The organism is Micromonospora sp. 4G55 (assembly GCF_016803375.1).
This window is the reverse complement of record NZ_JAEVHN010000288.1, coordinates 1-7,504: the sequence shown is the minus strand read 5'-3', so window position 1 is coordinate 7,504 and position 7,504 is coordinate 1. Positions and strand designations below refer to the sequence as shown.

At 72.4% G+C, this 7,504-nt stretch carries 7 protein-coding genes and 1 pseudogene; 4 read left to right on the top strand and 4 right to left on the bottom strand.

Annotated features, from left to right (window positions below; all coding sequences use genetic code 11):
- Positions 1–745: 745 nt before the first annotated feature.
- On the bottom strand, positions 746–2,029 hold the full coding sequence (gene tyrS / locus JNW89_RS21555) for a tyrosine--tRNA ligase (RefSeq protein ID WP_238450278.1): 1,284 nt from the start codon (positions 2,027–2,029) through the stop codon (positions 746–748).
- Positions 2,030–2,135: 106 nt separating this feature from the next.
- Between tyrS and JNW89_RS21550 the strand changes: the two genes are divergently transcribed.
- From JNW89_RS21550 to JNW89_RS21535, 4 genes are all read left to right on the top strand, one after another.
- The gene (locus JNW89_RS21550) at positions 2,136–2,519 is read left to right on the top strand and encodes a PaaI family thioesterase (RefSeq protein ID WP_238450277.1); all 384 of its coding nucleotides are present in this window, start codon (positions 2,136–2,138) and stop codon (positions 2,517–2,519) included.
- A gap of 87 nt (positions 2,520–2,606) precedes the next feature.
- Positions 2,607–3,833 carry an NRAMP family divalent metal transporter gene (locus tag JNW89_RS21545; RefSeq protein ID WP_238450276.1) on the top strand — a complete coding sequence of 409 codons (1,227 nt, stop codon included), beginning with the start codon at positions 2,607–2,609 and terminating at the stop codon, positions 3,831–3,833.
- Positions 3,830–4,210: a hypothetical protein gene (locus tag JNW89_RS21540; RefSeq protein ID WP_238450275.1), complete on the top strand. Its 381-nt coding sequence runs from the start codon at positions 3,830–3,832 to the stop codon at positions 4,208–4,210. Before JNW89_RS21545 ends, JNW89_RS21540 begins: the two co-directional genes overlap by 4 nt.
- Positions 4,197–4,508 (top strand): PRC-barrel domain containing protein, encoded by a 312-nt coding sequence (locus tag JNW89_RS21535; RefSeq protein WP_179804382.1) that lies wholly within the window; start codon positions 4,197–4,199, stop codon positions 4,506–4,508. Before JNW89_RS21540 ends, JNW89_RS21535 begins: the two co-directional genes overlap by 14 nt.
- A gap of 108 nt (positions 4,509–4,616) precedes the next feature.
- On the opposite strand, the pseudogene JNW89_RS21530 reads toward JNW89_RS21535, so the two are convergent.
- The 3 genes and pseudogenes from JNW89_RS21530 to JNW89_RS21520 all read right to left on the bottom strand — a co-directional run bounded on the left by JNW89_RS21530 (position 4,617) and on the right by JNW89_RS21520 (position 7,220).
- Positions 4,617–5,943, bottom strand: a pseudogene (locus tag JNW89_RS21530) (hemolysin family protein).
- 130 nt (positions 5,944–6,073) lie between these two features.
- Positions 6,074–6,706 carry a YgjV family protein gene (locus JNW89_RS21525; RefSeq protein ID WP_238450274.1) on the bottom strand — a complete coding sequence of 211 codons (633 nt, stop codon included), beginning with the start codon at positions 6,704–6,706 and terminating at the stop codon, positions 6,074–6,076.
- Positions 6,707–6,716: 10 nt separating this feature from the next.
- Positions 6,717–7,220, bottom strand: a complete 504-nt coding sequence (locus JNW89_RS21520; protein ID WP_238450273.1) for a GNAT family N-acetyltransferase — start codon at positions 7,218–7,220, stop codon at positions 6,717–6,719.
- Positions 7,221–7,504 lie beyond the last annotated feature (284 nt).

Below are 7,504 nucleotides of genomic sequence, written 5' to 3'. Positions count from 1 at the left end.
AAACTCTCCAACAAAAACTTGTCGAAAAACTGTCCTGACAACAAAAGTGTTGCCAAAGGAATCCCAACCAGCCAGACACAAAGCCTGACCAGTCCGGGGTATAAATCATAATTGGCACTGGCTTTACAAGCACCCTGTTGAGTTCTCAAAGAACAACCACACACCGCCCGGAAACCCCCCGAAGAGGACCCCCGACCCGGGGCTATTCGCTCTTGTCGCGACCGGCGCTTTCCGCGCCGGGCACTTTTACTACGTTACCCGCTGATATCCGCCGTGTCAAACCGCTCTATCGCGATCCGCACCACTTCCACCACAATTACGGGCACCACAAAACCACCGGCTCTCACCGCTGACCTCATGGCTTCCGACAGGCCGGCCGCTGCAGTCACCCGCACGCTCGCCCGGTTCCCTACCGGCGATGAACCATACCCGGTCGGCTCCGCCTCACCAAATCCGCCTCGCAGCGTCTTCGGGGCACCGCCCGGTCCAAGCTCACATGGGACTCAACCCATCCGACCCCGGAGTCATTCCCGCACTCCCACCGGCTTTCGCAAACCTCGGGGGCCCGGTGTCCAGGACCGTACCGGATAGCAACCCGGCCGACCCTCAGACCATTCCCGCGCTCCGGCCTTGCAGGCTTTCGCCTGTTTCGTCCGTTCCGCGCTGGCAGAGAGAAAGGTACGCGCCCGGCGAGTTGATCGTCAACTCGGCCGGGCGCGTCCCCCGTCACACCATCAAGCGGCGACTATCCGCGCAGCTCAACCCCCGCGAACGACCGCTTGCCACGGCGCAGCACCAGGTACCGGCCGTGCAGCAGGTCCTCCGGGGCGACCGTCGCGTCCACCTCGGTCACCCGGGTGTTGTTGACGTAGGCGCCGCCCTCGGCGATCACCCGCCTCGCCTCCTTGAGACCCGGCACCAGGCCGGAGTCGCGCAGCAGCCCGGCCACGTCGGGCAGCTCGTCCAGGTGGACCAGGCCGGCCTCGGTCAGCGCGGCCCGCAGCGTCTCGGGCGTCAGCTCGTCGAGCGATCCCCGGCCGAAGAGCGCCTGGCTGGCGGCGACGGCCTGGGCCATCTCCCGCTCGCCGTGCACCAGGGTGGTCAGCTCCTCCGCGAGGGCCCGCTGGGCCGACCGGGCGGCCGGCCGCTCGGCGGTCTCCTTCTCCAGCGCCTCGATCTCCTCGCGGGAGCGGAAGCTGAAGTAGCGCAGGTAGCGGGTGACGTCCCGGTCGTCGGCGTTGACCCAGAACTGGTAGAAGGCGTACGGGCTGGTCATCTCGGGGTCGAGCCAGACCGCCCCACCCTCGGTCTTGCCGAACTTCGTCCCGTCGGACCGGGTCACCAGCGGGGTGGTGAACGCCTCCACCGGGCCGGCGCCCCGACGCCGCACGTAGTCGACGCCGGCGGTGATGTTGCCCCACTGGTCCGAGCCGCCGTACTGGAGCTGGCAGCCGTGCCGGCGGTGCAGTTCGAAGAAGTCGTTGGCCTGGAGCAGCTGGTAGCTGAACTCGGTGAAGCTGATGCCGGTCTCCAGCCGCGCCCGGACCACCTCCCGGGCGAGCATCTTGTTCACCGGGAAGTGCTTCCCGACGTCGCGGAGGAACTCGACCACCGACATCTCGCCGGTCCAGTCCAGGTTGTTGACCAGTTGCGCCGCGTTCTCCCCGGTGTACGACACGAAGGGCGAGAGCTGGTCGCGGATGCGCTGGACCCAGCCGGCGACCACCTCCGGCGGGTTGAGCGTCCGCTCGGCGCTCTCCTTCGGGTCGCCGATCTGCCCGGTCGCCCCGCCCACCAGCAGCAGCGGGCGGTGGCCGGCGAGCTGGAGCCGGCGGGCGGTGGTGACCTGCATGAGGTGGCCGATGTGCAGGCTGGGCGCGGTCGGATCGAAGCCCACATAGAAGGTGGCGCTCCCGCCGTCGAGCAGCTCGCGCAGCTCGTCGAGGCCGGTCGAGTCCTGGATCAGGCCCCGCCACCGCAGGTCGTCGGTCAGGGAGTCCCGCCCGTGCGGGAGGTTGCTGTCGGTCACGGTCACCGATTCTCCCCCATGCCGGGCACCGGACCGTACCCGGTTTGGTCCTTCCGGCGGTTGACTAGGCTGGCGGCTCCGCGAATCGAGGAGGAACGTCGTGGAGATGCCGGACCTGACGGGCGGGCTGGTCGCCCTGCTCGGGCTGAAGCTGGACGAGGTCGGCCCGGACCGGGTGGTCATCCGCTGGGAGGTCCGCCCCGAGCTGCACCAGCCGTTCGGCATCCAGCACGGCGGCGTGTACTGCGCGGTGGTGGAGACGGCGGCGAGCGTCGGCGGGTCGATCTGGCTCGGCGGGCGCGGCACCGTGGTCGGCGTGTCCAACCAGACGGACTTCCTCCGCGCGGTCCGCGACGGCGAGCTGACCGCCGTCGGCACTCCGGTGCACCGGGGTCGCAGCCAGCAGCTCTGGCAGGTGGAGATCACCGACGGGGAGGGCCGGCTGGTCTCGCGCGGCCAGGTCCGCCTGCAGAACCTCAGCGCCGGCTGACCGACCGGGCCTGCCCGGTTTGCCGGGAAAGCGGGTCCGCGCGCCGCTATCGTCGGCCTCGATGACGCCGGCCGACGCGTACCCGAGGTGAAGAAGCTGCTGGCCGCCACGCTCGGCGTGCTGTCGGCCATCGGCGGCTTCGTCGACATCGGCGACCTCGTGGCGGCGAGCCAGGCGGGTGCCCGCTTCGGCATGGGGCACGCCTGGGTGCTGGTGGCCGGCGTGGTCGGCATCTGCGCGTACGCGGAGATGGCCGGCCGGATCGCGGCGGTGAGCGGCCGGGCGGTGTTCGACCTGGTCCGGGAGCGGCTCGGGCCGCGCGTCGCGCTGCTCAACCTGGTCGCCTCCTACCTGGTCACGGTGCTCACCCTGGCCGCCGAGCTGGGTGGGGTGGCGCTCGCCCTGCAACTGGCCTCCCGGGTGAGCTATCTGCTGTGGGTGCCGGTGGCGGCGTTCGGGGTCTGGCTGGTGCTGTGGCGGATGCGCTTCCAGCTGATGGAGCGGGTCTTCGGGCTGGCCGGGCTGGCCCTGGTGGTGTTCGCGGTGGCGCTGGTCCGGCTGCCCACCGACTGGGGCGCGCTGGCCCGGGGCGCGCTGCACCCCGGCGCGGCCGGGCAGGGCTGGGCGGCGTACTGGTTCGTGGCGGTGGCGCTGTTCGCCTCCACCGTCAGCCCGTACGAGGTGTTCTTCTTCTCCTCGGGCGGGGTGGAGGAGAAGTGGAGCGCCGCGGACCTGGCCGACGCCCGGGCCAGCGTGCTGGTCGGCTTCCCCGTGGGCGGGTTCCTCGCCCTGTCGCTGGTGGCCACCGCCGCGGTGGTCTTCCACCCGACGGGCACCTCGTTGTCGACGCTCGACCAGGTGGCCGCGCCGGTGGTCATCGCGTTCGGCGGGGTGGGGCTGGCGATCGCCGCGCTGGCGTTCTTCGCGGTCACCTTCGGTGCCGCGCTGGAGACGGGGCTGTCGGCGGCGTACACGGCGGCGCAGTACTTCGGCTGGCAGTGGGGCAAGCGGGTCAGCCCCCGGGACGCCGCCCGCTTCCACAGCGTGCTGCTGGTCAGCGTGCTGCTCGGGGTGCTGGTGCTGCTCACCTCGGTCGACCCGGTGCGGCTGACCGAGTACATGCTGGTGGTCAGCGCGGTGGCACTGCCGCTGACGTACCTGCCGATCCTGATCGTCGCCAACGACCGGACCTACCTGGGCGACCGGGTCAACGGGCCGCTGCTGAACCTGCTCGGCGCGGTGTTCCTGGTGGTGATCGTGGCGGCGTCGGTGGCCGCGATCCCGCTCGCCGTCACGACGGGGATGGGCCGATGAGGCTCCAGTTGGGCCGGCAGCTGCTGGACCGGCAGATCGTGGACCGCGACGGCCGGCTGGTCGGCAAGGTCGACGACGTGGAGTTCGCCGTCGACGCCGACGGGTTCCCGTACGTGGCCTTCCTGCTCACCGGCCAGGCGGCGCTCGCCCGGCGGATCGGCGGGCGGACGGGCCGGTTCCTGGTCGCGGTCGCCGACCGGCTCGCCGACGACCCGCCCGTGCAGCCGCTGCGGATCCCGTTCGCCCAGGTCGCCCGGATCGACAGCGCGGTACGGCTGCGCACCCGGGCGGACGAGCTGCCCCGGCCGCCGGCGGAGGCCTGGCTGCGCCGGCACCTGATCGACCGGATTCCCGGAGCCGACCGTGCGAGCGGGTGAGTTGCTCGGCCGCGCCGCGTACGACCTGCACGGCCGGCGGCTCGGCCGGGTGGTGGACGTGGTGGTGCGCGGGGGCTTCCCGGACGGCCGGCTGCGGCTGACCGACGTGATCGTCACCCGGCACTGGTGGAGCCGGGTGGTGGGGCGGTTGATCGGGGCGGAGCGGCACCCGTCGGGGCCGTGGGCGATCCGGGTGGTGGCGCGGGCGGTGAGCCGCGGCAGTCGGCAGCTCCCCGCCGACCAGGTGCAGCTCCTGCCGCCGGTGCCCGGCTTCCCGTTCGGCGACCCGGGATCCTGACCCGGTCCGGCCGCCTGGGGCGCGGCCGTCGTCCGGCCCCGGTTCTCGTCCTTCCCCCGGCTTGCCCAGATGGTCGGCGGGCGGGTGGAGGCCCGGCCGCCGGTCGGGTCAGCTGCGGGCCTCGTCCAGGAGCTGCTCCTCCTGGTCGGCGCTCTCGTCGGCGGGCGGGGCGACGCGGCGCAGCCGGACCTGGGTGATCGCGCGGTGGTCGATCCCGGACACCTCCAGTTCCCAGGCGTCGATGGTGACGCTCTCCCCCGCGACGGTGGGAATGTGCCCGAGGCAGGCCAGCACCATGCCGGCGACGGTGGTGTAGTCGCCGGCCGGGCGGGCGGGCACCTCGACACCGATGTCCGGCAGGTCGTGCACGGGAAAGGTGCCCGGCAGCAGCAGCGCCCCATCGGCCTCGGTGCGCACCGAACGGACGTCCCGGTCGGTCTCGTCGTAGATCTCCCCGACGATCTCCTCGAGGATGTCCTCCAGGGTGACGATCCCGTCGACGGCGCCGCGCTCGTCCACCACCAGGGCGATGTGCTGCCGCTCCGCCTTGAACTGGCGCAGCGCGTCCACCACCGGCAGCGAGTCGGGCAGCAGCATGGGCGGGCGGGCACACTCGTCGACCGGGCGTCGGCGGGGACGCCGACCAGGTCACGGAGGTGGATCACGCCGACCGCGTCATCCAGGCCGCCGTGCCGGACCACCGGGGCTCGGGAGTGGCCGGTGGCGGCCAGCACCAGGCGGGCGGCCTCCGCGGTGGTCCCGCTGTCGAGCGTGAAGACCTGCAACCGGGGTACGAGGACCGCCCGGAGCTGCCGGTCGGCGATCTCCACCGCGCCGGCGATGATGGTGCGCTGCTCCTTGGTGAAGCCGTGGTTGCCGGCGACGATGTCGCGCAGCTCGTCCGGGCCGATCTCCTCGGGCTGGTGCTTCGGGTTGAGCCCGACCAGGCGTACCACCAGGTCGCTGGTGGCGCCGAGGGCCCAGACGGCCGGCCGGGTGAAGGTGGCCAGCAGGTCCAGCGGGCGGGCCACCAGCAGCGCCCACCGCTCGGCGGACTGCATGGCGATCCGCTTCGGCGCCAGCTCGCCGAAGACCAGGGTGACGAAGGTCAGCGCCAGGGTGACCACCACGATGGCGACCGTCTCGCGGCGCCGCCGAAGAACCCGAGCAGCGGCACCAGGGGCTTGGCCAGCGAGACCGCCGCGGCGGCGGAGGCCAGGAAACCGGCCAGGGTGATGCCGATCTGGATGGTGGCGAGGAACCGGTTCGGGTCCTTGGCGAGGCGGGCCAGCACCTGCCCGGCCCGGCTGGCGCGTTCCAGCCGCTGCACCTGGCTGTCGCGCAGCGACACCAGCGCCATCTCGCTGCCCGCGAAGATCGCGTTCAGGACCACCAGGACTCCGACCAGGGCCAGTTGGCTCCAGTAGCTCTGCACGCCCGGTTCTCTCCCTCACGCGACCGGCGCCGGCCGCCGTGGCCGACACCGCCGGACGGAGGACCCGGCCGGCGTAGGCCTGTCAGTGCCCAGCTCGGACCCGGGTGAATCCTGCCGCGCGCGTCCCGTCCTACGCCGGGGTGGAGGTCGGCAGGTCCAGCACGTACGAGCCGCCCTCGGGGCGGAAACCGAGTCGGTGGTAGTAGGGGGCGACCATGCCGGGCGGGCTGACCACCCGGCGGAAGCCCCGGTCGGTGAAAAGGCTGCTGCGGCGGTAGACGAACTCCCCCGGGGTGAAGTCGCGGAACCGCTGGGTGACGTAGTCCAGGTCGATCTGGGCCACCCCGTCGGGCTCGGCGTGCGAGAGCACCACGCCGACCACCTCGTCGGCGCGCACCACCAGGAACGCCGACCGCTCGGCGGCGGGCGCCGCCCACCGGAAGTCGGGGTTGAACCGGGCGATGTCGGCGGCGTGCACCCGCAGCGTGTGCGCCAGGAACTGGTCGTCCACGCCCACCTCGACCACCTGGTAGGTCTCCTCGTCGTGCCGGGTGGCCAGCATCTTCCGCAGGTACCACACGTTGATCACGGTGAGCACCACGTTCAGGCCGACCATGGGCCACACGTGCACGGCGGCGTTGTAGCCGATGAGGATCAGGCAGCCGACGAGGTTGAGCGCGCGCAGCCGCAGGATGCGCGTCTGCAGCAGGGACCAGACCAGCAGCGCGGAGCCGGCCCAGCCGACGAGTTCCAGCCAGTTCACCCCGGGGACACTAGTGGTTGCGCTGGTCAGCCGCCTCGGCGGGCAGCTCCAGCACCCATTCCTCCACCTCCGTGCCGCGGCCCGCGGCGTACCCGGAGTCCTCGCCGACCACGACGAAGCCGCACTTGCGCAGCACGGCGAGGGAGGCGCCGTTGTCCTTGGCGGCGCGGGCGTGCACCGGCCGCTGCGGCAGCTCGCGCAGCAGCGCGGCGAGCGCGGCGGTGGCGTACCCCCGACCCCAGCGGGTCGGGTCGATCCAGTAGCTGACCTCGGTGCGTTCCTCGACCGGGAAGGCGGCCACGTGCCCCACCACCTCGCCGCCGACGGTGGCGGCGCGCGTCAGGATCCGCGGGTCGGCGCGGATCCGCGACCAGTGCGCGTCGAAGGCCGCCCGGTCGGCCGGGTCGGCGGGACCGAAGGCGGCCATCCAGTTGGCCTGCGGATCCTGCTGGTAGCCGAAGAGCACGGGCAGGTCGTCGTCGCGCACCGGGCGCAGCTGGAGGTCGGCCGTCACGCCCCCGGACGATACGCACCCACTCCGACACTCCCGCACCGCCGGCCACGCCGTCCGCCCCTACCGGCAGCGCCCCCGGGGCGCGCCCTGGGCGGCACTTTCCCGGAGAGCGTGCCTGTCCGGCCCGGAACAGCCACGCTTTCCGGGAAAGTGCGCCCGAATCGGGCCGGCCGGTCGCGTTCGGCGGTCCGGGGTTCACCCGGCCGGTGGAGGTGCGGGCGGCCACGGGGTGGCCGGCGGTCGTCGGCGCGCAGGATCGGGACATGCGGGGGGATGTGGGAGCG